Source organism: Pseudomonas sp. C7.1, assembly GCF_056312395.1.
On sequence record NZ_JBWDTL010000003.1, the window covers coordinates 468453 to 492847 of the forward strand.

Here is a 24395-nt window from a genome sequence, read left to right on the forward strand (position 1 = left end):
CGTCGGTATGCATCGTCAAGCCTTCATCTGTTGTACTGCTTTGTTATGTTGCGCGAAGCGGTACACCGAACCAGCTAGAGTCCATGCGCTCCCATCGCAACTGTCCATGACGTGAATACATATGACAAACCTCAATATTTGCGCTGCTCAATATTGCTCAGTAGCAGGCAGCCTCAGCGTCAACATTGATCGCCATGCACAGTTCATGCGCCTTGCCGCCAAGCAGGGTGTTGAATTTCTGTTGTTTCCGGAATTGTCCCTGACTGGCTACGAGCCAACTTTCGCGCGTGAACTAGCCCAAAAGCCAGATGCTGAAATTCTGCAGCCTCTGCGTGATCTGGCGCAGCAGTTGCAAATGACCACTGTAGTTGGCCTGCCGCTGTGCCGCCCTGGTAGCGAAGCGATCTTGATTGGAGCGCTTGTTTTCGCCGCTGATGGTTCGCAGGCCGTGTATACCAAGCAGCATTTGCACCCCGGCGAAGAGGCTGTGTTTAGCGCGGGAGATGGAGGTGCGTTTTTGAACATCGGGGCTGAGCAAATAGCGCTATCGGTCTGCGCTGATTTTGCACACGCCAGCCATGCGCGAACCGCCGCCAAAGCAGGCGCCGGTGTATACGCTGCCAGCGTGCTGATCAGCGATAACGGCTACCCACACGACAGTCGGCTGCTGAAAGGCTACGCCCAGGAACATTCGCTAGGGGTCTTGATGGCCAATCATGGAGGCCCCACCGGTGGCTGGGCCTGCGCAGGGCGTAGCGCGTTCTGGGCCCCAGGCGGCCAACTGGTCGTGAGCGCAGCTGGTACAGGCGATTGCCTCGTAATTGTACGCCGTCGACAAGGGGCCTGGCAGGGGCAGATCGTGGAGTGCTCATATACGCTGTGATCTTTCGGTTAAAACACCGAGGTGTTTCGTAGAAACCTTATAGGCTGCAGCTTCTGGCTTATAAATAAATCCGTCCTTTTTTCCTTTGCTGTGTCCGCCATCCCAGGCAGCCACCCTAGGCGACGTTGAACATTGTTCGAGGCAGTTTCGGGTTTCGGGCCTGCATAAAAGTAAAAACCCGCACAAGGCGGGTTTTGGGTCTGCGGTGCGGTGAGCTTGGTACTAGCGCTCCAGATACTGCAGCTTGTCCTTCACGCCATCCCACTCTTCAGCGTCCGGTAGGGACTCTTTCTTCTCGGTGATATTTGGCCAGACTTCAGCCAGGTCGGCGTTCAGTTCGATATATTCCTGCTGATCTTCCGGCACCTCATCTTCGGAGAAGATGGCTTGTGCAGGGCATTCAGGCTCGCAGAGTGCGCAGTCGATGCACTCGTCCGGGTGGATCACCAGGAAGTTCGGGCCTTCGTAGAAGCAGTCCACCGGGCAGACTTCTACGCAGTCGGTGTATTTGCATTTGACGCAGTTGTCGGTAACGACGAAGGTCATTTCTGATTCTCTCCTCGGGCGCCAGCCTGCCCCGTTCTATGCGGGTTTTAAGCAGGCTAGGGGTAGTGGCCACGGCTCAGGCTTTAAGTCGGGCAATGGTAAAAATGCGCGCGATTCTAACAGTTCGCGCGACTAAACGTTAGAAGCGTGTCTTCCATGTATATAACAGTTCCAGCGCTTTACGCGGAGTCAGATCATCCGGGTTGATCTTGCGTAATTCCTCCTGCAGCGGGTGCGGCAGGCTGGCGAACATATCGCTTTGCATCGGTGCGGCTGCCTGTCCGGGCTGCGCTGGCGGCAGTTCGTGGGGTAGGCTGGTGGTTTCCAGGCGCGCCAGGTGCTCGCGGGCACGCAGGATAACCTCATTCGGCACCCCCGCCAGCTGCGCCACAGCCAAACCGTAGCTTTGGCTGGCCGGACCGGGTAATACATGGTGCAAAAACACAATGCGTTCATTGTGCTCGGTGGCATTCAAATGCACGTTGGCCACGATGGGCTGGCTTTCCGGTAGCACGGTCAGCTCGAAATAGTGGGTGGCAAACAAGGTGTAGGCGCGCAGTTTGGCCAGTTGCTCGGCGGCGGCCCAGGCCAGGGACAGGCCGTCGAAGGTGCTGGTGCCACGACCCACTTCATCCATCAGCACCAGGCTGCGCTCTGTGGCGTTGTGCAGGATATTCGCGGTCTCGCTCATCTCCACCATAAAGGTCGAGCGGCCACCGGCCAGGTCATCGCTGGAGCCGATGCGGGTAAAAATGCGATCGACCAGCGACAGCTCGCAGCTTTTCGCCGGCACGAAGCTGCCGATATGGGCCAGTAGCACGATCAGCGCGGTTTGCCGCATGTAGGTGGATTTACCACCCATGTTCGGCCCTGTGATGATCAGCATGCGCGTGTCATCGTCCAGGCTCAGGTCGTTGGCCACGAACGGCGTGGTCAGTACCTGCTCGACCACCGGGTGACGGCCTTGGTCGATGCGCATGCAGGGCTCATCTACAAAACGTGGGCGATTGAGATCCAGATTTAGTGCGCGCTCAGCCAGGTTGCTCAGCACGTCTAGCTCGGCCAGGGCGGCGGCGCTGTCTTGCAACGGACCGAGGTGGCCTATCAGGCGTTCGAGCAGCTCGTCATAGAGCATCTTCTCGCGGGCCAAGGCACGGCTCTTGGCGGACAGCGCTTTGTCTTCAAACTCTTTCAGCTCGGGCGTGATAAAGCGCTCGGCGCCTTTCAGGGTCTGGCGGCGGATATAGTCGGCCGGAGCGGATTCGGCCTGTTTGCTCGGCAGTTCGATAAAGTAGCCGTGTACACGGTTGTAGCCGACCTTGAGGTTGGCCAGGCCGGTGCGGGCTTTCTCGCGGGTTTCCAGGTCCATCAGGTACTGGCCGGCGTTCTCGCTAAGCGATTGCAGCTCATCCAGTTCGGCGTCGTAACCAGTTTTCAGCACGCCGCCATCGCGGATCACCGCCGGCGGGTTGTCGATAATCGCCCGGGCCAGCAGCTCGGCCAGTTCCGGGTAGGTGCTGACGACGCCCGCCAGATCGCTCAGGTGCGGCGCCTCCAGGTTGGTCATGGCCATCTGCAGCGTGGGCAATGCGGCCAGGGCATCGCGCAGGCGCGCCAGATCACGCGGGCGCGCATTACGCAGGCCGATACGGGCGAGGATACGCTCCAGGTCGCCGATTTCCTTCAGCTGTGGCTGCAGGGTTTCGAAGCGATAGCGTTCCAGCAGGCAGGCAATCGACTCTTGGCGTGCTTCCAGAATGGCCTGGTCACGCAACGGGCGATTCAGCCAACGGCTAAGCAGGCGGCTGCCCATGGCGGTCTGGCAGCGATCAACCACCGATTGCAGGGTGTTCTCGCGTCCACCGGCCAGGTTGATGTCCAGCTCCAGGTTGCGGCGGCTGGCCCCGTCGAGAATCACCGTGTCGTCCAGGCGTTCGTGGCGCAGGCTGCGCAGGTGCGGCAGTGCGGTGCGCTGGGTTTCTTTTGCGTAGGCCAACAGGCAGCCGGCGGCGCCGATGGCCAGGGTCAGGTTTTCGCAGCCGAAGCCTTTCAGATCCTGGGTAGCGAACTGCTGACACAGACTCTTGTGCGCGGTGTCGCGTTCGAAGTCCCAGGGCGCGCGGCGGTGCGTGCCACGACGTTTTTCGGCGGGCAAACCTTGCGGCCAATCATCGGGGATCAACAGTTCAACCGGATTCAGGCGTTCCAGCTCGGCCAGCAGGTTTTCCCAGCCTTGGATCTCCAGCACGCTGAAGCGACCGCTGGTGATATCCAGTACGGCCAGGCCGAACAGGCGCTCATCACCGAGCACCGCCGCCAGCAGGTTGTCGCGCCGCTCGTCGAGCAGGGCCTCGTCGCTGACGGTGCCAGGGGTGATGATGCGTACCACCTGGCGTTCCACCGGGCCTTTGCTGGTGGCCGGATCGCCGATCTGTTCGCAGATCACTACCGACTCGCCGAGCTTGACCAGCTTGGCCAGGTAGCCCTCCAGCGAGTGGTAGGGAATCCCGCACATGGGGATGGCCTGGCCGGCGGACTGGCCGCGAGCCGTCAGGGTGATATCCAGCAGCTTGGCGGCTTTTTTCGCGTCCTCGTAGAAGATCTCGTAGAAGTCGCCCATGCGGTAAAACATCAGCTGTTCCGGGTGCTGATTTTTCAGCTTCCAGTACTGCTGCATCATCGGCGTGTGAGAACTGAGGTCGCTTTGGCTCATCGTTTTAACTGTCCGGCTGAATCGCAAAAGCGCCTAGTGTAGGGTATCCACCTCGTCGGTTTCACCCCGGAGTGCAGATGACTGCGAATGAATATGTCCTGACCCAACTGGCTGCCGAATTGGGTGCGCAGCTGATTGCCGCCAAGGCCCAGGTGACGACAGCCGAATCCTGCACCGGTGGCGGTATTGCCGAGGCGATTACCCGCATTCCCGGTAGCTCGGCCTGGTTTGAAGTCGGTTATGTCACTTACTCCAATGCGCAGAAGACTAAACAGCTGGGCGTGCCTGAGGCGCTGTTCGCCACGGTCGGTGCGGTGAGTCAGGAGGTGGTCGAGGCCATGGTGCGTGGTGCCCAAGCCCATAGCCGTGCGCGTTATGCGGTGGCGGTCAGTGGTGTGGCAGGCCCCGATGGTGGTTCGCCGGAGAAACCGGTGGGCACGGTCTGGCTGGCTTGGGGCGATGGTGAGCAACTATTCAGCGTGCGCCGGCAGTTTGCCGGGGATCGCAGCGAAGTTCGCCGACAAACGGTCGAGGCCGCACTGGCTGGGCTATTGCGCCTACTTACGCAAGAAAATCCAAACGCGGGGTAGGCGGGCGACTTGCCCTGTGGAATAATACTGTCTACTTATACAGTTGTTGGTGGCCGCTAGCTGGCCCTTCTTGATTACGTGAGGACTTAAATGGACGAGAATAAGAAGCGCGCTTTGGCGGCAGCCTTGGGCCAGATTGAAAAGCAGTTCGGCAAAGGTGCGGTCATGCGCATGGGCGATCAAGATCGCCAGGCGATTCCGGCCATCTCCACTGGCTCGCTAGGTCTGGATATCGCGCTGGGTATTGGCGGTCTGCCGAAAGGTCGTATCGTTGAAATCTACGGCCCTGAGTCTTCCGGTAAAACCACCCTGACTCTGTCGGTGATCGCCGAAGCCCAGAAACTCGGCGCCACCTGCGCTTTCGTCGATGCCGAGCATGCGCTCGACCCTGAGTACGCTGGCAAGCTGGGCGTCAACGTTGACGATTTGCTGGTTTCGCAGCCGGATACCGGTGAGCAGGCCCTGGAAATCACCGACATGTTGGTACGCTCCAACGCCATCGACGTGATCGTGATCGATTCCGTGGCTGCCCTGGTGCCGAAGGCGGAAATCGAAGGCGAAATGGGCGACATGCACGTTGGCCTGCAGGCCCGCCTGATGAGCCAAGCGCTGCGCAAAATCACCGGCAACATCAAGAACGCCAACTGCCTGGTGATCTTTATCAACCAGATCCGCATGAAGATCGGCGTGATGTTTGGCAGCCCGGAAACCACTACCGGTGGTAACGCCCTGAAATTCTATGCTTCGGTTCGCTTGGACATCCGCCGTACCGGCGCGGTGAAAGAAGGCGATGAAGTAGTGGGTAGTGAAACCCGCGTTAAGGTAGTGAAGAACAAGGTCGCGCCACCGTTCCGTCAGGCCGAGTTCCAGATTCTTTACGGCAAGGGCATCTACCGTAATGGTGAGATCATCGATCTCGGCGTGCAGCACGGTCTGCTGGAGAAGTCCGGCGCCTGGTACAGCTACCAGGGCAGCAAGATTGGTCAGGGTAAGGCTAACTCGGCCAAGTACCTGGAAGACAACCCAGAAGTGGCACGCACCATTGAAGGCTTGATCCGTGAGAAGTTGCTGGTAGTCAGTCCGACGGTCAAGGCCAACTCGGGCGCCACTGCTGATGATCTGGCTGATGCCGACGCCTGATCTGTCTACCTATGTCCATTGCTCTGGATAACCCCGTCGCGGTGCGACGGGCGGCCATGGATCTGTTGGCGCGGCGCGAACATGGCCGCGTCGAGTTGACCCGCAAGTTGCGCAGTCGCGGGGCGGCAGATGAGTTGATCGAGGCCGCTCTTGATCGCCTGGCTGAAGAAGGCTTGCTGTCAGAAGCGCGCTATCTGGAGGCCTTTGTCAGCTATCGTGCGCGTGCCGGCTATGGGCCGTTGCGTATTCGTGAAGAGTTGACCCGGCGCGGCCTGGCCCGTAGTGATGTCGAGCAGGCCCTGCGCGACAGTGGTATCGACTGGCATGAACATCTGCAGGACACCTGGCAGCGCAAGTTTGCCGGTGAGCTGCCTTGTGATGCCCGTGAGCGTGCCCAGCAGAGCCGCTTTCTTAGTTATCGGGGTTATCCGCCTGAGCTGATCGGACGCTTGTTACGCGGTGCGTTTGACGATTAGGCCGAAGCTTGCTGTTCGCCGACCAGTTTGTATCAACTCCCTCCGTTCTCCCCGTTACCTACTCTCATCAAAAAAATAACTCTTTGTTTTATATCAAGAAATTAAATTCGCACAAAGACCTGTAGGAGCGGGCCATGCCCGCGATGCGTTTCGCGGGCATGGCCCGCTCCTACAGGCACCTACAAGCCGATAGACGCAATTGCCCCCAGTTTGCTGCGCGACAGCGCGGCGTCTGGACGACGGGGCATCTCCCACACGCCGATGATGCGGCAGTACTGCAAGCAAATGCCTTCGGTACTGAAATGCGTGTGGCTGATTTTTTCTTGTTAGCCAACTGAGCCGAGATTGCCGATAGCCCGTAAGCAAGGCTATCGGCTGGGCGGCAGGTCAGGCGTTTTCTGCCCAGTTGTGCGGCTGGTTGACCAGGTCGAGCAATTCGCGCAAGCGGCCGTGGTTGCGGCCGTTAAAGGCGAAGGCTAGGCGCGTCATATGGCAGAGCTCCGGTTCGTCCTGCTCGGAGTCGCAGTGCGCTTGTTGCTGGAAGTCGCCGTGCGTGCACAGGCCGCGGAACTCATGGTTCAGCTGCTGCATGGCTGCCTCGTTCAGCGCATGGTTAAGGCGGATAACGTAGCGCTCCTTGAGCCAACGGCTGGAGTGGTAGTTGCGGTAGAACTGGGCAATTTCTTCTGCGGCATCTTCGGCGCTATGTACTAAACGCATCAGGCGCATATCGCTGGGCAGGATATAGCCATTGTCTTGCAGCTGTTCCTGCAGAAAGGTCAGGGCGCTAGCCCAGAAAGTGCCGCCAGGCTGGTCAAGCAATACCACGGGCACCAGCGGGCTTTTGCCGGTCTGGATCAGGGTTAGTACTTCCAGCGCTTCGTCCAGGGTGCCGAAGCCTCCCGGACAGAGCACCAGGCCGTCAGCTTCCTTGACGAAGAACAGCTTGCGCAGAAAGAAGAAATGGAACGACAGCAAGTTGCTGCTGCCTTGTACGGTGGCATTTGCGCCCTGTTCAAAGGGCAGGGTGATATTGAACCCCAGGCTGTTTTCCAGGCCGGCACCTTCGTGGGCGGCTGCCATAATGCCGCCACCGGCACCGGTGATAACCATCAGGTTGTGTTTGGCCAGGGTTGCGCCCAGGTCGCGGGCCAGGTTGTACACCGGGTGGTTGGCCGGGGTGCGCGCCGAGCCGAACACGGTCACCTTGCGTCGCCGCTTGAACTGTTCCAGCGCACTGAAGGCTTGCTCCAATTCGCGCAGGGTCTGCAGCATGATTTTGGCATCCCAGCGATTGCGATCGGCCTGTGCCATGCGCACAACCGTACCGAGCATGGCCTGGTAGAGCTTGGTGTTGGGGCTGTCGGGCGGTGCGGCTAGGATGCCCAGTTCTGCCACTTTGCTGGTCAGGTCTATGCCGCTGGTTTGAAAATGCCGGGACAGAAAATCGTCCGATTCATAGGGCATACAACTTCTCCTTCTGGTTGCCGGCCGAGGCGGCGTACTGTTGCGTCGGCCTTGTCCTGAGTATGGCTGTGACCGATGGTTTGTGCGGCGCATGCTCCTGCACGATAACCGATGGCCTATGCCAGGACTGCATCAGAGGGCGATTTGCTCGCCGGGTTCATCGACACATATCCGTGCGCCGTCACGGCTTTCGATCAGGTAGCAGGAACCGGTGACTTGTTGAATTGCGCCGAGGAAGTTGAGCTGGGTATAGCTAATCCTTGAGCGAGTTGAATGGGTGGCGCTTAAGACTGTCCTATCAAGCAACAGGGAGGGTGATACAGGTCAGCATCTGCCTGTCTCGCGCGCTCTAAGCTGTCTCAAACTATCGGAGCCGCATATGACCCAGCTATTTCCCAGCGCCAGCGAGTTGGCCGAGCACGCGCGCCTTGAGCCGACCTTCGCTGCCTGGCAGCGCGGTTATGGTCCTTTGCAGCATAGTCCGCAGACCTGCGCGGCGGTCTACCGCCTGGCTCACCAACTGGTGCAAGCTGGCGTGCAGGCGGATCTGTCCAGCGTTTACCGGCACTTTTACGCGCTGGATCGGCTGACCGCTGCGGGACTGTGGCTGGTGGTGCATATGACTTATGCCCAGCGCGTGCGCCTTGATGGTGTGGCGTTGGCCGCAGAGGACTTCAAAGTCTCGCCCGAAGGGCACACCGGCGGTGCGCTGAACATGGTACCGGCCTACGCCGGCTACCTGGCGCTGAATAATCTGACCGGGGAAACCCGTGGCTGGCTGATGGGGCAGGGCCACTGTGTGGCGGCCATTGAGGCGCTCAACCTGCTGACGGCCAATCAGCATCCGGAGCAGGCCGAGCGCTACCCCTGTGATGAGGTCGGGATGAGCCAGTTGGTGGCCGACTTCTACAGCTATGTGCAGAACGCGGCCGGCCAGGTCTGCGCGCCGTTGGGCAGTCACGTCAACCCGCACACCGCTGGGGGTATTGCTGAGGGCGGTTATCTGGGGTTTGCCGAGCTGCAATATGCCCATCTACCGTTACCTGGCGAGAAGCTGGTGGCGTTCCTCTCCGATGGTGCGGCCGAGGAGCAACGCGGCAGTGACTGGATGCCGCGCTGGTGGCGTGCCGAAGACTGTGGCGTGGCCTTGCCGCTGATGATTGCCAACGGCCGGCGCATAGAGCAACGCACCGAGCTGGCGACGCCCGCCGGGCTGGAGAACTTTCGCGAGCACCTGCGCCATTGCGGTTTTGATCCTGTGAGTTTTGATGGTCGTGACCCGGCCGCTTTTGTCTGCGCTCTGTGGGACATGGAGCAGCGCCTGGGCCGCCGTGTGCAGGAGCTGCGCGATGGTGTGCTGAGTTACCCGCTGCCGATGCCTTATGGCATTGCCGAAACGCTCAAGGGCTTTGGCTTTTATGGCGCAGGCAGCAATGCGGCGCATAACCTGCCATTGCCAGCCAACCCGCATACCGATGGGGCTGCCCGCGAACTGTTCAATCAGCATGCGGCGCAGCTCTGGGTCGCGCCGGATGAGCTGAGTGCCGCCTGCGCGCTGTTTGCGAATCGAGGTTCCCGCGCGCTGGAGCGCGATAACCCGCTGGCGCAGCGTCATCCCGCGCTGCCAAAACTGCCCGAGCTGCATTACCAGGACGGCGCCTGCTCGCCGATGCTGGCGCTGGATCGTTTCTTTGTCGATCTGGTGCAGGCCAATCCACAGTTGCGTCCGCGCGTCGGTAACCCCGATGAGTTGGCCAGCAATCGCCTGGGCGGCGTGCTCAAGGCGCTCAAGCACCGGGTGACCGCGCCGGAGAGCGAACTGGAAGCACTGGATGGCGCCATCATCACTGCGCTCAACGAAGAGGCGGTGGTGTCCGCCTGCCTGGCCAACCAGGGTGGCCTGAATCTGGTGGCGAGCTACGAGGCCTTCTGCGTGAAGATGCTCGGCGCGGTGCGCCAGCGCATCATCTTTGCCCGGCAGCAGAAAGAGGCGGGGCGCCCAGCAGGTTGGCTCGGCTGGCCGTTGGTGGCCACGTCGCACACCTGGGAGAACGGCAAGAATCAACAATCGCACCAGGACACCACCTTCTGCGAGGCTTTGCTCGGTGAGATGGGCGATATGGTCCGGGTGCTGTTTCCGGCCGATCACAACTCGCTATTGGCGCTGCTGCCAGGTATCTACCAGTCGCGCGGCCAGATCGCTTGCATGGTGATTGCCAAGCGCGAGCGGCCTTGCGTATTCACCCGTGAGCAGGCCGAGCAGCTGGCGCAGGATGGCGCCATTGTGCTGGCTGAGCAGCCTGGAGAGCAGCCCCTGCTGCTGATCGCCACTGGCAGCTATCAGTTGGCGCAAATGCAGCGCGCGGCCGTTCGTCTGGGCGCGGCCGGATGTGCCTGGCGTCTGGTTTACTTACAAGAGCCGGGACGTTTTCGCGCAGCCCGCGATACCTGGGAACAGGCGGTGATTGTCGATGCCGAGCGGGTTGAGCGGTTATTCCCGGCTGCCAGCACAAAGCGTGTGCTGCTCACCCATATGCGTCCGGAAGTTGCCCGTGGGCATCTGTGGCAGCTGCTTGGTGACGCTCGACACAGCCGCGTGTTGGGCTATCGAAACCGGGGTGGCACCCTGGATGAAGCCGGCATGCTGTTCGCCAATCAGGCGAGTTGGGCGCATGTGCTGGAGGCAGCCGCCACATTACTGGAGAAGCCACTTGGCGATTTGCTCAGTGCCGAGGAGCAAGCTGCCGTGCAAGGGCGAGGAGAGCCGCGCTGTCTACGTTAGCAAGCGGAAGATGTAGCGGGAAAGGAGGGGCAGGTATGCCTAAGTTGACCTTGGATCTTGATATGGATTTATACCGCCTGCTGCAGCAGGTCGCGCGCAATAACCAGGTAAGCCTGGAAGAGGAGTGTTTGCAGCGGCTTGAGGGTGCAGTACGACGTTCGCGTTATATGCACGCCTTATTGGCGGATTTGCGCGCCGATGATGAGCAGCGGCGCGCGCAGCAGGGTAGCGGTTGAGGCTTACAGGCCGCAATCCGCTTTGCTGAACCGCTCGGTGGTCACCGGGCGGTTGCTCTTGTATTCGCTGAATTCGTAGCGCAGCGCTGCACCGTCGGACCAGTAACTGGCGATAACCTGCATTACGGCACACGCTGTTGGCCAGTTGTGCGCGCACCACATCCGGGTTGCCGCGCATCTTTGCTGCATGCTCGCTGCGCACGCTGAGATGGTTGACCAGCTCGCTGCCATCAACGGTATAGCCCTGATCAAGAATGTCTTCGTTGATCGCCCGTGGCGTGCCTACGCTGCTTTCGCGCGCGACTTTTTCTAGGGTCTTGCTCAATTCAAAGTCTTTCAGGGTGGCGCCATGGGCAAACAGGGGCAGGCTCAAGGCCAGGGTCAGGCTGGTCAGACGCAGCATGGGGTTCTCCAAGGGTTATTCGCTCCTCTGACCGACAAGGCCGGCCAGAGGTTCAGTGGCGTCTATCTTACTCGCCTGCAGGCACTTACGCAGTTGCCACGGCAGGCGGCGTAAGACGCACGGTTGAATAAGCAGCCGCGCGCTTTGTTAGACTGCCGCGCTTGCTGACCCCTGGATGACCCATGCCGTTCTTTTTCTTCTGTCAGGTGCACACCTGATGAGCCACGCTGTCGCGCGTTTGCGGGCCGCGCGGATTGCCCGCAGTGCCAAACCTTTTCTTGCCCGTGGCAGCCGCTCGGTGCGTTGTGATGATTGCCGCCTGGTGATGACCCATTGCCTGTGCGCCTGGCGCCCGCGTATTGCCGCAACGTCTGCGGTGTGTCTGCTGATGCATGATGTCGAAGCGCTCAAGCCGAGCAACACCGGTTGGCTGATTGCCGATGTGCTGGCCGATACCTCGGCATTCGGCTGGTCACGGGTTGCAGTGGATGCTGAGTTGCCGGCGTTGCTGCGTGATCCGCAGTGGCAGCCTTATCTGGTGTTTCCGGGCGAATATGTCGCCGCCGAGCGAGTGGTCAGCGAGGTGCAGCCGGCGCCGGGCAAGCGGCCGTTGTTTGTGCTGCTGGATGCCACCTGGAGCGAGGCGCGCAAGATGTTTCGCAAAAGCCCCTACCTCGACAGCCTGCCGGTGCTCAGCTTGCAGGCTGAGCAGCTGTCACGCTACAAACTGCGCCGCTCCAAGCGCGACGACCATTTCTGCACCGCCGAAGTGGCTGCTCTGTGCCTGGAACTGGCCGGTGACCAGCGCGCGGCCGATGGCTTGAATGCCTATCTGGATGTCTTCAGCCAGCACTACCTGGCCGCCAAGGCACCGCGCACGGTGCCGCTGGATGATCCACTGCACGACCGCCTGCGCCAGTTTCTTTAGCGGTTAGCAGGTAGTTTTCAGCGGCCTGCTAGTTGGCCAGTTTCTTCGGCCACAACTGCGCCAATAGCATGCCGGCAAACATCAGTGCGCAGCCGAAGTAGCCGCGCAGCTCCAGCGATTCACCGAGCAGCCAGGCCCCGGCGATGGCGGCGAATACTGCCTCCAGCGAGAGGATGATGGCGGCGTGGGAGGCGATGGCGTCTTTCTGCGCCACCACCTGCAAGGTAAAACCGATGGCGACGCCAAAGAGGCCGCCGTAGAGAATCGCCGGCCCGGCGGCGATAATCGCTTGCAGCTGGACTTCCTCGAAGATCACTGCCAGCAGCAGGCTGATCACCGCGCAGGTGATAAATTGCACCAGGGCCAGGCGCAGTGGGTCATGGCGGCCGGCAAAGAAGCCCACCAGCAGCACATGCACGCCCCAGACAAAGGCGCCGGCCAGTTGCAGCCAATCGCCGGAGGCTACGGTAAAGCCCTGGCCGACGCTGAGCAGGAACATGCCGACCACCGCCAGGCTTGCTCCCAGCCAGATGCCCAGACCGGTTTTATGACCGATAAACAGCCCCAGCAGCGGCACGATGATCACATACAACCCGGTGATAAAGCCGGAGTTGGTCACGCTGGTAAACAGCAGGCCAACCTGCTGCAGGTTGATTCCCAAAGCCAGCGCCAGGCCCATCAACACGCCGCCACGCAACAGTTGGCGGTTCAATGGCGCGACTGTCGCACTGCTGCGGCCTTCCAGCAAGCGCAGGACCGGCAGCAGAATCAGCGCCGCTAGGGCAAAGCGCAGGCCGCTGTAGAGGAATGGACCGATGGAGTCCATACCCAGACGCTGGGCGACAAATGCCGAACCCCAGATCATCGCGGTCAGCAGCATCAACAGGTCGGCGCGCAGGGCGTGGCTTCGCATTTCAGGCTCTCGTCGGCAAAGCTGCGAACTGTGCCGCAAAGCGTGATGCTTGACCACCCTGTAAGTGCTGGGCATGCTTGGTCGCTTTTCGGCGTTTTCAGGCCTGGTTGCGCGGCAACCCTGCGGCCTGCACGCACTGTTCACCGTGCCCTGGACATTACCCCTAGCGGGTATCCACATAACAAAAACAGGATTCACCATGGCCGCTTTTGAAATCCTTATTGCTGATGACCACCCGCTGTTTCGCAGTGCCTTGCAGCAGGCGTTGGCCCTGGGGCTGGGGCCGGATGTGCGGCTGGTCGAAGCGGCCAGTATTGCTGAGCTGGAAGCCTGCCTGGCGCAGAAGACCGATTGGGATCTGGTGCTGCTTGACCTCAATATGCCCGGCGCTTATGGCTTCTCTGGCCTGGTGCTGCTGCGTGGGCAATACCCGCATATACCGGTGGTGATGATTTCTGCCCAGGAAGAGCCGTCCATTGTCGCGCGTTCGCGGGAGTTCGGCGCCAGCGGTTTTATCCCCAAATCCAGCCCGCTGGAAACCATTCAGCAAGCGGTGCGTCTGGTGCTTGATGGCGAGGTCTGGTGGCCGCAGCAGAGCCAGGAAGCGATTGCCCTGTCGGCTGAAGCCAAGGCCGCCAGCGCGGGTTTGGCCAGCCTGACGCCGCAGCAGTTCCGCGTGCTGACCATGGTCTGCGACGGTCTGCTGAACAAGCAGATTGCTTATGAGCTGAGCGTTTCCGAGGCCACGGTAAAGGCCCATGTCACGGCAATTTTCCGCAAGCTTGGGGTGCGCACCCGTACGCAGGCGGCGTTGCTGTTGCAGCAGCTGGAATCTATTGCGTCTAACTGAAGTGCTTTTCTCCCGGGCTTGGCGTAGCCTGCCGGGCTTTCTCGAATATGGTTGTGATGATGTCGCCATTCAAAGGCCAGACCGGCTTTAAACGTATTCTCAATGCCACCGGTTATTCGTTTGCAGGCCTGCGCGCAGCCTTTACCGGTGAAGCCGCTTTTCGTCAGCTGCTGTTGATCAATCTGATCCTGGTGCCTTTGGCGTTCTACCTGGATGTCAGCCGCGTCGAGCGCGCCTTGATGGTTGCGGTGTGTCTGCTCGCCTTGATCGTCGAGCTGCTCAACTCGGCGGTGGAGGCGGCCATTGATCGCATCTCGCTGGAGCTGCACCCGCTGTCGAAGAATGCCAAGGATATGGGCAGCGCCGCTCAGTTCACCGCCCTCAGCCTGATTGCCCTGGTGTGGGCGATTATCCTGCTGGGCTAATCCGTAGTTATCAGGCGATAGTCGGCAGGACAATCTGATCGCTGCGCGTTACGCCGGCGGTCAGGGCGCGGCACAGTTCGATAAATTCACGCATGGCGGCGGTCTGGTACTTCTGTTTGTGCCAGATAAAGTAGAACTGCCGGCGCAGATCCAGCTGCGGCGTTTCCACCGCCACCAGGCTGCCGCGGCGAAACGCATCGCGCAGCGCCAGGCGGGAAATGCAGCCAATGCCCAGGCCTGATTCCACCGCGCGTTTGATCGCCTCGGTGTGCTCCAGCTCCAGGCGGATATTCAGGCTACTGGGGTGGTGACGCATGGCCTGGTCGAAGGTCAGGCGGGTGCCAGAGCCTTGCTCACGCAGAATCCACGCCTCGCGCGTCAGCTCCTCCAGGCTCGCTTCGCCGCGCTGCGCCAGGGCATGCTGCGGCGCGCAGAACACCACCAGCTCATCCTCAACCCAGGGCTGCACCTCGATATCCGGGTGTTGGCAGTCGCCTTCGATCATGCCCATGTCCAGTTCGTAGTGAGCAATCTGCTGCACCACGTAGGCGGTGTTGTGCACCTGCAACTTGACCCGGCATTCCGGGTGGCGCTGCATGAAGCTGCCGATCAGCAGGGTGGCCAGGTAGTTACCGACGGTGAGCGTTGCGCCGACATTCAGTGAGCCGTAACCGCTCTTGCCGCCCAGCAGGCGTTCGATTTCCTTGGCCTGCTCGAGCAGCGCTACCGCTTGTGGCAACAGTTGCAGGCCGAGTGCGTTAAGGCACAGGCGTTTACCGGCGCGGTCGAACAGCTGGCAGTCGGATTGGCGCTCCAGTTCGCTGAGCGAGGTGCTGGTGGCCGATTGCGACAAAGCCAGGGAATCGGCGGCGCGTGACACGCTTTCATGCTGGGCCACGGCGACGAAGACTTGCAGTTGTCTGAGGGTAAATCGCATATCTATATAACCGATAACCTATATCTTGATAATCAAGTTAACAGATATTCTGCTGCTCATTACAATGCTGTGCAATTGCGCCCAGGTGCGCTGGCGACATTACCTTCTGCGGAGCTCCGAGCATGAGCAATCTTAACGCCGAGCGCATTCTTAGCGTTCACCATTGGAACGACACGCTGTTCAGCTTCAAGTGCACCCGTGATCCGGGCCTGCGTTTCGAGAATGGTCAGTTCGTGATGATCGGCCTGCAGCAGGAGACCGGCCGCCCGCTGATGCGCGCCTACTCGATCGCCAGCCCGAACTGGGAAGAGCACTTGGAGTTCTTCAGCATCAAGGTGCCGGATGGCCCGCTGACCTCGCAGTTGCAGCACCTCAAGGAAGGCGACGAGATCATCATCAGCAAGAAGCCCACCGGCACTCTGGTGCTCGATGATCTCAAGCCCGGCAAGCACCTGTATCTGCTTAGCACCGGCACTGGGCTGGCGCCGTTTATGAGCGTGATTCAGGACCCGGAAACCTATGAGCGTTTCGAGAAGGTGATTCTGGTTCACGGCGTGCGCTATGTGAACGAAGTGGCTTACCGCGAGTTCATCACCGAGCACCTGCCGCAGAATGAATTCTTCGGCGATGCGCTGAAGGACAAGCTGATCTACTACCCGACGGTGACTCGTGAGCCGTTCGAGAACCAGGGTCGTCTGACTGATCTGATGCGCAGTGGCAAGCTGTTCCGGGATATCGGCCTGCCGCCAATCAACCCGCAGGACGACCGCGCGATGATCTGCGGCAGCCCGAGCATGCTTGATGAAACCAGCGAAGTGCTCAACGAGTTTGGCCTGCAGATTTCCCCGCGCATGCGTGAGCCGGGTGATTACCTGATCGAACGCGCCTTCGTCGAGAAGTAAGCCTGCAGTAAGCAGAGGCCCGCCAATCGGCGCAATGCCGATCTAGTGATCGATACGCAGTCGCTGTCTTTTGAAAGGCGTCAAGACGGTGTTGGCGCTGCTGCGTGAGCGTGGCGCGATCTAAGGGATGCAGCGATTGTAGGAGCGGGCCATGCCCGCGAAAAAGCGGTCGCGGCCATGGGCCGCATGCGTTTCGCTCCCCTCTCCCTAACCCTCTCCCCGGAGGGGCGAGGGGATGACCGCTGCCACCTAGGGCTTAAGTGAACAGCTTTGCGACCCAATGGGCGCTGCGCGCGCATTACCGTCTTTTTGCTTGGCCCGGTGGCGTTGTCAGCATGCAACAGCCCGCAACCAGGTCAACCGGCCGGCACGACTTCCAGCACGCAGATGCTGCCGGGCTGCGGGTAGTGCCAATGCACATCAACATCCCAGAAGCACGCGCCGTAGCGGCGTTCAGGGCTGGGTTGCTGGTAGGCGGGGCGTGGATCCTGGGCCAGGCATTGCTCAATCAGCTCGACCAGCGGTTCAGCTAGACGTTGTGCATGCTCATGGGCCTGGCTCAGAGCTGTGCTTTGCCAGGTCACTTCGATCAGTGCCGGTGCACTGTTGGCAATGCGGTTATAGGCAGTGGCAACGCTGTCGGCATAGGGCACGTAGGGCTTGATATCCAGCACCGGGGTGCCGTCGAGCAGGTCGATACCGGACAGCCACAGCTTGCCGGCTTCGACCTTGTCCAGCTTGACCACTGACTGGCCGATGCCATTGGGGCGGTGCGTGGCGCGCGTGCTGAACACGCCGACCGATTGATTGCCGCCCAGGCGCGGCGGGCGCACCTTCAGGCGTGGTTTGTCTTCCAGCGCCTGGTGAAACAGAAACAGCAACCAGACATGGCTGACCTGCTCCAGCCCCTGCACGGCATCGCCGCTATCGAAGGGTGCGATCAGTTCCAATACGCCACGGGCCGCAGGTGCGAGCTGCGGCTGACGGGGAATGGCGAACTTCTCCTTGAAGCAGGAGCGGACAAAGCCGATGGGCGAAACGGAGTAGGGCATGGCGGCCTCGTCCTGGGCGATAAACTGGGTCATCTTGCTCGGGAAGCGCCCCGGAGCCAAACCGTGGCGGAGGAATCTGTACTTCGACGTTGGGCTTCGTCGCTGCGCTCCTCAACCCAACCTACGCCCAGGCCCAGGCCCAACTTACGCGCTGACTCAGCCGCGAACGCGCAGAGTCAGGCCCTTGAGGAAGTTGCGCAGAAACTGATCGCCGCAGGTGCGGTAGTTGCTGTGGCCGAACTTGCGGAACAACGCGCTCATTTCCGGCTTGGAAACCGGGCAGTCGACGCTATTCATGATTGTATGCATGTCGTCTTCTTTCAGTTCGAAGGCCACGCGCAGTTTCTTCAACACCATGTTGTTGGTGACTGGCAGTTCGAATGGCTGGGCCGGACGGCTGTCATCCTTGCCACGCTTGAAGTACACCAGGCCATCGAGAAAATGCGCCATCAGCTCGTCGTCGCAGGGCGTAAAGCCTTCTTCGTCTTCCTTCTTGAGCATGGCCGCGAGGTCGTCTGGGGCAACCTGCTTGCCGCTGAGCTTGATGATGTCGATCATCTGCGCGTCGCTGATGTCGAGGGTGTAGCGCAGGCTGCGCAGTACGTCGTTGTTAAGCATGGGGTGGTCCTGAAATGGGCTGATACGCAAGACGCATCAGCTGAAAAATTAGAAGCGTTCTTTGCCTGCCAGATAGCGCCACTGGCCCGCCGGGACCTTGGCCATCGGCACGCCGCCGATGCGCAGGCGCTTCATGCCCAGCACCTTGAGGTCGACGCTGTTGCACATAAACACGATCTGCCCGGGCAGTGGGTTTTTCAAGGCGAAGCGTAGGCGGGTTTCGTTCTGCCAGCTGACCTTGCAGGGCGCGAGGGCTACACCGTTAAAGGTCAGACCATGAGCCAGGCGCTTGAGCTGACTGGCGCTCAAGGTGCCGACAACTTCGACCACATATTCCTGTTCCAGTTTGCTCAGGTCTTCCTTGAGCTTGCGCTCGATGCGCCAGTCCTGAGTCAGTACATGCAGGCCATCGGCGCCGGCTTGCAGGGGTGCACAACTGATTAGGCGGGCGAAATGGCCTTTCAGCGGACGAATGCCGGAACCGTCTTCCGCCCAGTGGCTGGCCGAGCTGATGCCTTCCACTGCACGTTCCGGGTTGTGACCGTTGGGCACATTGAGCAGCAGGGTGACCGGCTCGACCGGCGCCAGCACGGCATTGGGCAGCAGTTCCACGCGTTGTTCGGCGACCTTGAACTGCGGCTCTTCCACCACCACGCCATCCACCGTGACCCAGCCGCCTTCGATATAGAGTTCGGCCTCGCGGCGCGAACAGCCGGTCACTTCGATCAGGCGTTTGGAGAGGCGAATGGGGTCGGTCATAAAAGCGGTCATCGGCAAAAAAGGGCGGCCATTGTAACTGGCCTGGGCGCCCGTGCGCGGAACATCGGGCGAGCGGTGTTGATAAAAAAGCTCGGCGAAGCGCTGTTGTTTCGTTCTTGTAGGAGCCAGCTTGCTGGCGATCAGCAAACTGAAAGTATCGCCAGCAAGCTGGCTCCTACAGAGAAACGGCTAGCCGCCTAGATAGGCGTCGCGCACCTTCGGATCGTTTAGCAGGTCGTGCCCGCTGCCCTGCATAACGATCCGACCGTTCTCCAGCACATAGCCACGGTCGGCCAGCTTGAGCGCCTGGTTGGCGTTCTGCTCGACCAGGAACACCGTCACTCCGTCCTTGCGCAGCTGTTCGATGATGTCGAAGATCTGCTGGATGATGATCGGTGCCAGGCCCAGGGACGGCTCATCGAGCAGCAGCAGCTTGGGCTTGCTCATCAGTGCACGGCCGATGGCGAGCATCTGCTGTTCACCACCGGACATGGTGCCGGCGCGTTGGGCAAAGCGTTCCTTCAGGCGCGGGAACAGGTGCAGCACCTTGTCCATTTGCTCCTGGTTGTCGGCCTTGCTGCCGAAGAAGCCGCCCATCACCAGGTTTTCTTCCACGGTCAGGCGGGAGAACACCCGGCGGCCTTCCGGTACCACGGCAATGCTCTTGCGCATAATGTCCGGGGTGTCCTGGCCGATCAGCTCTTCACCCTGGTAGCGGATGCTGCCGCTGCTCGCTTGGGGCGAGCCGCAGAGGGTCATCAGCAGGGTCGACTTGCCGGCACCGTTGGCACCGATCAGGGTGACGATTTCACCCTGACGGACTTCAACGTTGACGTCATGCAGCGCCTGGATCTTGCCGTAGAAGGTGGAAACGTTCTCGAAATACAGCATCACGCTTCCCCCAAGTAGGCTTTGATCACGTCCGGGTTTTCGCGGATCTGCTCCGGCGTGCCGTCCGCCAGGGGCGTGCCCTGGTTGATCACGTAAATATGGTCGGAAATACTCATAACCAGCTTCATGTCGTGCTCGATCAGCAGCACGGTGACATTGTGCTCGTCGCGTAGCACGCGGATCAGTGCCTTGAGGTCGTCGGTCTCGCGCGGGTTGAGGCCGGCAGCTGGCTCGTCGAGCATCAGGATGCTCGGACGGGTCATCATGCAGCGGGCGATTTCCAGGCGACGTTGCTGACCGTAGGCCAGGGTGCCGGCCGTGCGGTTGGCAAATTCGGTCAGGTTGACCTGGTCCAGCCAATACGCGGCGAACTCCATGGCTTCGCGCTCGCTCTTGCGAAACGCCGGGGTTTTCAGCAGACCTGCCAGGTAGCTGGTGTTGAGGTGGCGGTGCTGAGCGACCAGCAGGTTTTCCACCGCCGTCATGTCCTTGAACAGGCGCACGTTCTGGAACGTGCGCACCACGCCTTTGCGGGCGATCTTGTGGCCGGGCAGGCCTTCGATCTGCTCGCCATTGAGGCGGATACTGCCGCTGGTGGGCTGGTAGAAGCCGGTCAGGCAGTTGAATACGGTGGTCTTGCCGGCGCCGTTCGGGCCGATCATCGACACAACCTGTTTTTCCGCGACCTGCAGGTTCACCCCGTTGACGGCCAGCAGACCGCCAAAGCGCATGGACAGGCCGCTTACTTCCAGAATCGGGCGGCTCATTGCTTCAGCTCCAGGTGCGGACGTTGCATGGGCAGCAGGCCCTGCGGACGCCAGATCATCATCAATACCATCAGCGCGCCGAACATCAGCATGCGGTATTCGTTGAATTCACGCGCCAGCTCCGGCAGCAGGATCATCACGATGGCCGCGAGGATAATGCCGAGCTGCGAGCCCATGCCGCCCAGTACGACGATGGCGAGGATGATCGCCGATTCGATAAAGGTGAACGACTGCGGGCTGACCAGGCCTTGGCGCGCGGCAAAGAAGCTGCCAGCAAACCCGGCGAAGCAGGCGCCGATGGTAAAGGCCGAAAGCTTGATTGCGGTTGGGTTCATGCCCAGGGCGCGGCAGGCGATTTCGTCTTCACGCAGGGCTTCCCAGGCGCGGCCGATTGGCATGCGCAGCAGGCGGTTGATCACGAACAGGGTCAACAGCACCAGCAGCAGGGCGATCAGGTAAAGGAAGATCACCTTGTTGATCGAGTTGTAAGCCACCCCGAAGTATTCGTGGAAGGTCTGCATGCCTTCGGCGGCCTTGCGGTCGAACGACAGGCCGAACAGCGTTGGCTTGGGGATCGAACCGATGCCGTTGGGGCCACCGGTTAGCCAGGTCATGTTGTTCAGCAGGATGCGGATGATCTCGCCAAAACCCAGGGTGACGATGGCCAGGTAGTCGCCGCGCAAACGCAGCACCGGGAAGCCCAGGATAAAGCCGAAGAACGCCGCCATCAGGCCAGCAATCGGTAGGCAGATCCAGAAGCTCAGGCCGAAGTAGAACGACAGCAGTGCGTAGCTGTAGGCACCTACGGCGTAGAAGGCCACGTAGCCGAGGTCGAGCAGGCCGGCCAGACCGACCACGATGTTCAGGCCGAGGCCGAGCATCACGTAGATCAGGATCAGCGTGGCGATATCCACCGCTCCGCGCGAACCGAAGAACGGCCAAGCCAGGGCGACGACGATCAGACCAAGAACGATCCAGCGTTGGGTCGAGGGCAGGGTTAGGAACTCGCTGGCTTTGCCCGGCATGCTGGGCAGCTTGGGCGCGTGGCTCCAGGCAGCGCTTAGGTGGTTGCGGAACAGTTGCCAGAAGAACATGGCAATCGAGCAGCCGAAGATGGTCCACAGCACAGCCGGGCTGGCGCCTTGCACTTCGAGCTTGATGCCGACCGTGGAGAGCTTCAGGCCGATAACCGGGTAGGCCACGGCCAGCACCAGCAGGGCGCTGAAGATCGCGGTCTTGAGGTTTTTGGTAATGGAGGTACTCATACTTTTTCAACCTCCGGGCGGCCGAGAATACCGGTTGGGCGGAACAGCAACACCAGTACCAACAGGCTGAAGGCCACCACGTCCTTGTACTGGTCGCCGAAGATATCGGCGCCAAAGGCTTCGGCCACGCCTAACAGTAGCCCACCGAGCACTGCGCCGGGGATACTGCCGATACCGCCAAGTACCGCTGCGGTGAAGGCCTTGATCCCGGCGAGGAAGCCCAGGTGCGGGTTGATCACACCGTATTGCATGCCCAGCAGTACGGCCGCTACGGCTGCCAGCGAGGCACCGATCACGAAGGTCAGGGCAATGATGTTGTTGGTGTTGATGCCTAGCAGGTTGGCCATCTTCAGGTCTTCGGCACAGGCGCGGCAGGCGCGGCCCAGGCGTGAACGAGAGATAAACAGCGTCAGCCCGACCATGACAAAGAAGGTGACGACGAAAATCAGCACCTGCATATAGGAAATCACCACGCCATTCATGGTGCTTTCACCGAAGACGAAGTTGCCCGGTAGCAGGTTGGGAATCGATTTGTCTTTGGAGTCTTGCGCCAGGAGCACCTGGTTTTGCAGGAAGATCGACATGCCGATGGCGGAAATCAGCGGGATCAGACGGTTGCCGCCACGCAGAGGGCGGTAGGCGACCCGTTCGATGCTGTAACCATAGGCACTGGCGACAATGATGCTGGCAGCAAAAGCCGCAATCATCACGATGGGTAAACTGTCCAGGCCATACATGGCCAGGCCGGCGACCACAATGAAGGCTACGTAGGAGCCAATCATGTAAACCTCGCCATGGGCGAAGTTGATCATGCCGATAATGCCGTAAACCATGGTGTAACCGATGGCAATCAAGGCATAGGTGCTGCCAACGGTCAGGCCGTTAACCAGCTGTTGCAGGTAGTGATAAAGATCAGGCATTGCCTAACTCCTGGGTTGTCACGCAAGGCAGCGCTTATGGCGCAGCATGCAACCGGAATTCTTCTAATAAACAAAACCCACTGCCGAAGCAGTGGGTTTTGGGTTCAGGCTAAGTGTTTACTTGGCTTCGGACTTGGTGCCGTCCTGGTGCCATTCGTAGACGACGAAGCTGAAGTCTTTCAGGTCGCCCTTCTCGTCGAAGGTCAGGTTGCCAGTCGGAGTGTCGAAGCTGTTGGCGCGCAGGGCTGCGGCTACCTTGGCGGTGTCGGTGTCGCCGGCCTTGGTGATGCCTTCGGCGATCACTTGTACTGCGGCGTAAGCCGGGAACACGAACGGACCGCTGGAGTCTTCATTTTTAGCTTTGAATGCATCAACCAGAGCCTGGTTGCGTGGGTCCTGGTCGAACGACTTCGGCAGGGTCACCAGTAGGCCTTCGGAAGCTGGGCCCGCGATAGCCGAGATTTCCTTGTTGCCTACGCCTTCAGGGCCCATGAACTTGGCGCTCAGGCCTTTCTCAGCCGACTGACGCAGCAGCAGGCCCAGCTCTGGGTGGTAGCCACCGTAATAGATGAAGTCGACATTGGCTTGCTTGAGCTTGGCGATCATCGCGGAGAAGTCCTTGTCGCCGGCGTTGATGCCTTCGAACAGAACAACCTTGGTGCCCTTGCTTTCCAGGGTCTGCTTGACCGCAGTGGCAATGCCTTCACCGTACTGCTGCTTGTCGTGGATCACGGCAACCGCTTTCGGCTTGACGTGGTCAGCGATGAAGTTACCGGCGGTTGGGCCTTGCAGGCTGTCCAGACCGATGGTGCGGAACACCAGTTCGTAGCCACGGGAGGTGATGTCCGGGCTGGTGGACGCCGCTGTGACCATCAGGATGCCTTCGTCTTCGTAAATGTCGGACGCTGGCTGAGTGGAGCTGGAGCAGAGGTGGCCAACCACGAATTTAACTTCGTCGTTGACGATCTTGTTGGCAACGGCAACCGCTTGCTTCGGATCGCAGGCGTCGTCATACACCACGCCTTCGAGCATTGCGCCGTTAACCCCGCCGGCCTTGTTGATCTGCTCGATAGCCATTTTGGCACCGATGAACTGCATTTCACCGTATTGCGCGACGGCGCCGGTGACTGGGCCTGCCAGGCCAATCTTGATGGTGTCAGCCGCTACCGAGTAGCTGGCAACGCCAGCCATGGCCATGGCGGCAAACAGTTTGGAAATCTGCTTAGTAGCCTTGTTCATAGTGCTCCACTCTTATTGGTTTTGATTGTTGTAGTTCTGGCGGCCAAAGCTGCAGAACCGGGTTGTTTCCCCGGTCATCCCCCCGGCAACTGTACCGGTGCAGTGTAGAGCGCGGCTTTGCGGCTTGAAAAGCAGCTTGCTGGGGGCAAAACCTTGGGGTGTCGCTTTAATGCAATAAACGTATAGAAAAACGGCGTGTCTTGATCGCCGTTGGCAACGTCGCGAACAGCGTTGCGAATTTGCCAGCGCGCTGGTCGACGCTATCATGGCGGCCGATTAAAAAGCGGCCATTCCATGACAGGGCATTCCATGACAGAACAACCTAGCACCCTCTATGCCAAGCTGCTTGGTGAAACTGCAGCTATTAGCTGGCGAGAGCTGCAACCTTTCTTCGCCCGTGGCGCTTTGCTGCTGGTAGACGGCACTCAGGACCTGATTGAAGTGGCGCAGGCCGTGGCGCAGAACGATGAGGGTAAAGTCGCCGCCTGGCTAGCCGCAGGTATCTTGAGCAAGGCTGACGACAGCCGCGCCGAAGACCTGCTAAGCCGCGATCCAGAGCTGTGGGCGGTGGTCGTGGCGCCCTGGGTGCTGGCGCAGGAACGCAGCCAGCGTGCGCCGCTGCACTGATCTGGCGCATGTGCTTCGCGTCAGGCTCGGCGCGCACAGCAGCGAGCCGATCAACCTCGATCATCG

General features: G+C 60.3%; 24 protein-coding genes and 2 pseudogenes. 12 read left to right on the plus strand and 14 right to left on the minus strand.

Annotated elements, in window-relative coordinates; all coding sequences use genetic code 11:
• The first annotated feature begins 121 nt into the window (after window positions 1-121).
• Window positions 122-883, plus strand: a complete 762-nt coding sequence (locus AC0T4W_RS05460) for a carbon-nitrogen hydrolase family protein (RefSeq protein WP_476317126.1) — start codon at window positions 122-124, stop codon at window positions 881-883.
• Window positions 884-1105: 222 nt separating this feature from the next.
• On the opposite strand, the gene fdxA is transcribed toward AC0T4W_RS05460, so the two are convergent.
• Entirely contained in the window at window positions 1106-1429 is a 324-nt protein-coding gene (gene fdxA / locus AC0T4W_RS05465) for a ferredoxin FdxA (RefSeq protein ID WP_090248347.1), read from the minus strand.
• 139 nt (window positions 1430-1568) lie between these two features.
• Window positions 1569-4142: a DNA mismatch repair protein MutS gene (gene mutS, locus AC0T4W_RS05470; protein WP_476317131.1), complete on the minus strand. Its 2574-nt coding sequence runs from the start codon at window positions 4140-4142 to the stop codon at window positions 1569-1571.
• A gap of 77 nt (window positions 4143-4219) precedes the next feature.
• On the opposite strand from mutS, the gene AC0T4W_RS05475 reads away from it, so the two are divergent.
• The 3 genes from AC0T4W_RS05475 to recX all read left to right on the plus strand — a co-directional run bounded on the left by AC0T4W_RS05475 (window position 4220) and on the right by recX (window position 6348).
• Window positions 4220-4732 carry a CinA family protein gene (locus AC0T4W_RS05475; protein WP_476317134.1) on the plus strand — a complete coding sequence of 171 codons (513 nt, stop codon included), beginning with the start codon at window positions 4220-4222 and terminating at the stop codon, window positions 4730-4732.
• A 90-nt stretch (window positions 4733-4822) separates the two neighbouring features.
• Window positions 4823-5872 carry a recombinase RecA gene (recA, locus tag AC0T4W_RS05480; protein ID WP_476317137.1) on the plus strand — a complete coding sequence of 350 codons (1050 nt, stop codon included), beginning with the start codon at window positions 4823-4825 and terminating at the stop codon, window positions 5870-5872.
• Window positions 5873-5883: 11 nt separating this feature from the next.
• A complete protein-coding gene (recX, locus tag AC0T4W_RS05485) occupies window positions 5884-6348 on the plus strand; it encodes a recombination regulator RecX (RefSeq protein WP_476317140.1) in 465 nt (154 codons plus the stop codon).
• Between the two features lie 387 nt (window positions 6349-6735).
• On the opposite strand, the gene AC0T4W_RS05490 is transcribed toward recX, so the two are convergent.
• Window positions 6736-7815 (minus strand): LOG family protein, encoded by a 1080-nt coding sequence (locus tag AC0T4W_RS05490; protein WP_476317143.1) that lies wholly within the window; start codon window positions 7813-7815, stop codon window positions 6736-6738.
• A gap of 379 nt (window positions 7816-8194) precedes the next feature.
• On the opposite strand from AC0T4W_RS05490, the gene AC0T4W_RS05495 reads away from it, so the two are divergent.
• Together AC0T4W_RS05495 and AC0T4W_RS05500 are read left to right on the plus strand one after the other, a co-directional pair.
• The gene (locus AC0T4W_RS05495; RefSeq protein WP_476317146.1) at window positions 8195-10597 is read left to right on the plus strand and encodes a phosphoketolase family protein; all 2403 of its coding nucleotides are present in this window, start codon (window positions 8195-8197) and stop codon (window positions 10595-10597) included.
• A gap of 35 nt (window positions 10598-10632) precedes the next feature.
• Window positions 10633-10833: a hypothetical protein gene (locus AC0T4W_RS05500; protein ID WP_476317149.1), complete on the plus strand. Its 201-nt coding sequence runs from the start codon at window positions 10633-10635 to the stop codon at window positions 10831-10833.
• Between the two features lie 3 nt (window positions 10834-10836).
• Here the strand turns inward: AC0T4W_RS05500 and AC0T4W_RS05505 are convergent.
• Window positions 10837-11236, minus strand: a pseudogene (locus AC0T4W_RS05505) (quorum-sensing-regulated virulence factor family protein).
• Between the two features lie 217 nt (window positions 11237-11453).
• Here AC0T4W_RS05505 and AC0T4W_RS05510 point away from each other — a divergent pair.
• A complete protein-coding gene (locus tag AC0T4W_RS05510; RefSeq protein WP_476317152.1) occupies window positions 11454-12164 on the plus strand; it encodes a tRNA-uridine aminocarboxypropyltransferase in 711 nt (236 codons plus the stop codon).
• Window positions 12165-12192: 28 nt separating this feature from the next.
• On the opposite strand, the gene AC0T4W_RS05515 is transcribed toward AC0T4W_RS05510, so the two are convergent.
• Window positions 12193-13077 carry a DMT family transporter gene (locus tag AC0T4W_RS05515; RefSeq protein ID WP_476317155.1) on the minus strand — a complete coding sequence of 295 codons (885 nt, stop codon included), beginning with the start codon at window positions 13075-13077 and terminating at the stop codon, window positions 12193-12195.
• A 199-nt stretch (window positions 13078-13276) separates the two neighbouring features.
• On the opposite strand from AC0T4W_RS05515, the gene erdR reads away from it, so the two are divergent.
• Window positions 13277-13927: a response regulator transcription factor ErdR gene (gene erdR / locus AC0T4W_RS05520; RefSeq protein ID WP_476317158.1), complete on the plus strand. Its 651-nt coding sequence runs from the start codon at window positions 13277-13279 to the stop codon at window positions 13925-13927.
• Between the two features lie 53 nt (window positions 13928-13980).
• Window positions 13981-14352, plus strand: coding sequence for a diacylglycerol kinase (locus tag AC0T4W_RS05525; protein WP_304866092.1), 372 nt, complete (start codon window positions 13981-13983; stop codon window positions 14350-14352).
• A 10-nt stretch (window positions 14353-14362) separates the two neighbouring features.
• Here the strand turns inward: AC0T4W_RS05525 and AC0T4W_RS05530 are convergent, their stop codons facing one another.
• Complete coding sequence (locus tag AC0T4W_RS05530) at window positions 14363-15289, minus strand: LysR family transcriptional regulator (RefSeq protein ID WP_476317162.1); 927 nt, start codon at window positions 15287-15289, stop codon at window positions 14363-14365.
• Window positions 15290-15411: 122 nt separating this feature from the next.
• Here AC0T4W_RS05530 and fpr point away from each other — a divergent pair, with 122 nt between their 5' ends.
• Window positions 15412-16191 (plus strand): ferredoxin-NADP reductase, encoded by a 780-nt coding sequence (gene fpr, locus AC0T4W_RS05535; RefSeq protein WP_476317165.1) that lies wholly within the window; start codon window positions 15412-15414, stop codon window positions 16189-16191.
• Between the two features lie 33 nt (window positions 16192-16224).
• Window positions 16225-16315, plus strand: a pseudogene (locus tag AC0T4W_RS05540) (hypothetical protein); the annotation flags it as partial.
• Window positions 16316-16547: 232 nt separating this feature from the next.
• Here the strand turns inward: AC0T4W_RS05540 and tsaA are convergent.
• The 8 genes from tsaA to AC0T4W_RS05580 all read right to left on the minus strand — a co-directional run bounded on the left by tsaA (window position 16548) and on the right by AC0T4W_RS05580 (window position 23702).
• Window positions 16548-17243: a tRNA (N6-threonylcarbamoyladenosine(37)-N6)-methyltransferase TrmO gene (tsaA, locus tag AC0T4W_RS05545; RefSeq protein WP_476323482.1), complete on the minus strand. Its 696-nt coding sequence runs from the start codon at window positions 17241-17243 to the stop codon at window positions 16548-16550.
• A gap of 156 nt (window positions 17244-17399) precedes the next feature.
• Window positions 17400-17861, minus strand: a complete 462-nt coding sequence (locus AC0T4W_RS05550; protein WP_476317168.1) for a YehS family protein — start codon at window positions 17859-17861, stop codon at window positions 17400-17402.
• A 48-nt stretch (window positions 17862-17909) separates the two neighbouring features.
• Window positions 17910-18620, minus strand: coding sequence for an rRNA pseudouridine synthase (locus AC0T4W_RS05555; RefSeq protein ID WP_476317171.1), 711 nt, complete (start codon window positions 18618-18620; stop codon window positions 17910-17912).
• Window positions 18621-18809: 189 nt separating this feature from the next.
• The gene (locus tag AC0T4W_RS05560; protein WP_476317174.1) at window positions 18810-19511 is read right to left on the minus strand and encodes an ABC transporter ATP-binding protein; all 702 of its coding nucleotides are present in this window, start codon (window positions 19509-19511) and stop codon (window positions 18810-18812) included.
• Window positions 19511-20278 (minus strand): high-affinity branched-chain amino acid ABC transporter ATP-binding protein LivG, encoded by a 768-nt coding sequence (gene livG / locus AC0T4W_RS05565; RefSeq protein ID WP_476317177.1) that lies wholly within the window; start codon window positions 20276-20278, stop codon window positions 19511-19513. The genes AC0T4W_RS05560 and livG overlap by 1 nt, the downstream gene beginning before the upstream one ends.
• Window positions 20275-21543 (minus strand): high-affinity branched-chain amino acid ABC transporter permease LivM, encoded by a 1269-nt coding sequence (locus tag AC0T4W_RS05570; protein ID WP_476317180.1) that lies wholly within the window; start codon window positions 21541-21543, stop codon window positions 20275-20277. Before AC0T4W_RS05570 ends, livG begins: the two co-directional genes overlap by 4 nt.
• The gene (gene livH, locus AC0T4W_RS05575) at window positions 21540-22463 is read right to left on the minus strand and encodes a high-affinity branched-chain amino acid ABC transporter permease LivH (RefSeq protein WP_397494422.1); all 924 of its coding nucleotides are present in this window, start codon (window positions 22461-22463) and stop codon (window positions 21540-21542) included. Before livH ends, AC0T4W_RS05570 begins: the two co-directional genes overlap by 4 nt.
• A gap of 117 nt (window positions 22464-22580) precedes the next feature.
• Entirely contained in the window at window positions 22581-23702 is a 1122-nt protein-coding gene (locus tag AC0T4W_RS05580) for a branched-chain amino acid ABC transporter substrate-binding protein (protein ID WP_476317184.1), read from the minus strand.
• A 309-nt stretch (window positions 23703-24011) separates the two neighbouring features.
• Here AC0T4W_RS05580 and AC0T4W_RS05585 point away from each other — a divergent pair, with 309 nt between their 5' ends.
• Window positions 24012-24329, plus strand: coding sequence for a DUF2288 domain-containing protein (locus AC0T4W_RS05585; protein WP_476317187.1), 318 nt, complete (start codon window positions 24012-24014; stop codon window positions 24327-24329).
• The last annotated feature ends 66 nt before the right edge of the window (window positions 24330-24395 follow it).